The organism is Bacillus sp. FJAT-29814 (assembly GCF_001510715.1).
In the GTDB taxonomy this organism is placed as follows: domain Bacteria; phylum Bacillota; class Bacilli; order Bacillales; family Cytobacillaceae; genus Neobacillus.
In genome coordinates this window covers 47,627-49,259 of sequence record NZ_LMTJ01000018.1, presented here as the reverse complement: position 1 = coordinate 49,259, position 1,633 = coordinate 47,627, and the positions used below count along the sequence as shown (strand labels likewise).

2 protein-coding genes and 1 pseudogene are annotated in these 1,633 nt (G+C 37.0%); 1 reads left to right on the top strand and 2 read right to left on the bottom strand.

Features of this window, described 5'->3' with window-relative positions; all coding sequences use genetic code 11:
* Positions 1–1,073: L-dopachrome tautomerase-related protein (locus AR334_RS28230; RefSeq protein ID WP_066322174.1), on the top strand; the 1,073-nt coding region annotated here is incomplete at its 5' end.
* A gap of 144 nt (positions 1,074–1,217) precedes the next feature.
* Here AR334_RS28230 and AR334_RS28225 read toward each other — a convergent pair.
* A complete protein-coding gene (locus AR334_RS28225) occupies positions 1,218–1,517 on the bottom strand; it encodes a spore coat protein (RefSeq protein ID WP_066322149.1) in 300 nt (99 codons plus the stop codon).
* Positions 1,518–1,535: 18 nt separating this feature from the next.
* Positions 1,536–1,633 (bottom strand): annotated as a pseudogene (locus tag AR334_RS30525) (hypothetical protein); the annotation flags it as partial.

Below are 1,633 nucleotides of genomic sequence, written 5' to 3'. Positions count from 1 at the left end.
GTAATTTAGAACTAGTTTATGCATTTTATGGGGCTATGCCTACAGGTGTTACTGTTTCAGAAACCGGTCGTATTTTCATTTGCTTTCCGAAATGGGGAGACGATGTTAAATTTACGGTGGGGGAAATTGTTGAGGATAAATTGCAGCCTTATCCTAATTTACAAACAAATTTGGTTAATCCCGAGAATATCACAATGACTTTCATCAGTGTCCAAAGTGTAGTTGCTGATGGAAGGGGAACGCTCTGGATATTAGATACAGCGGCACCCAATTTTTCTGAACCAATTAAAGGGGGGGCAAAATTAGTCGCTGTTGATTTAGAAACCAATAAAATAAGAAAAGTATATACCTTTCCAGAAGATGTTGTCCTGCCTACAACTTATCTGAATGATGTCCGTTTTGATTTTCGTGTTGGAAAAGCAGGTTATGCCTATATAACGGATTCTTCTTCAAGAGGACCAGGAGCTATTATCGTCGTAGATTTATCAAATGGAAACGCGTTTAGACGGTTAAATGGGGCAAATTCAACTTCACCCTATCCCTATTTTTTACCGAAAGTAGAAGGTCAAATTTTAATGAATCGAAACAAAGACGGTTCAACTTCTCCATTTAGATTGGCGTCTGATAGTCTTGCGATTTCTCCCGATGGAAAGATATTATTTTTTGCTCCACTAACCAGTCGTCATTTGTTCTCAATCTCAACAGAAGCCCTGAGAGACAGATTGATACCGGACATGGATTTACCTTATCATGTGGAGTATTGGGGAGAAAAAGGTGCGTCTGATGGAATGATCACCGATGCAAAGGGAACTGTTTATGCTGGAGATTATGAAAACAACAGTATCCGTAAGATATTGCCAAATGGCATAATGGAAACTATCGCACATGATCCGAGAATTTTGTGGCCGGATACTTTTTCAATTGGTCCGGATCAATATTTGTATGTCATTGTGAACCAATTACATCGACAGCCTAGATTTCATTATGGAAAAGACTTACGACAGAAACCTTATAGTTTACTTCGTATCAAAATTGATGAATTTCCTGCTCCGACCTTTTCATACTTAAAATAGTCAATAAATTGTTTTCATTATATAGTTCAAAACAAACACGAGTAAGCAAGAAGTATTAACTTTATTTATTTCTGCCAAATAAACTCAAAATGGTTTAATAGGAACAGTTTATTTGGTGAGTGTTAAACTGTTCCTGGAAATTTTTTATAATGTCGGTAAGTTCAATGCTGTATTGATATTATTTAAATCCAAACTGATCTGTTCGTTTGTATCCCAAGCATGGTACCATCCTTTTTCTACCATATATGCGGATATTTGTTCATGCATATCAAGGGCTTCCACTAAATGGCGAGTGAGCATTTCTTTAATTTCCGGTGTTCCTGCCTCCGTAACTGCCATGGCATAATTTCTAACTCCACTTTTAGCTGAAATGAGTAGATCCATTGCAACCACTTGATCCGATAGTGCGTCCATTCCAGTTAAAGTTTCAATGATTGGATTCATGTTCATTCAACTCCTAATTTACTGCTTAGCGTTTGAAAGGATAGAAGCATATTCTTGTAATTGTCTCGTAGATACATCAATGTCTTGCTGCATAATATCTTTTAATAGCTGATCTG

Coding starts and splice junctions, on each gene's coding strand:
- AR334_RS28225 (WP_066322149.1), bottom strand. CDS start 1,517: ATGAATCCAATCATTGAAACTTTAACTGGAATGGACGCACTATCGGAT.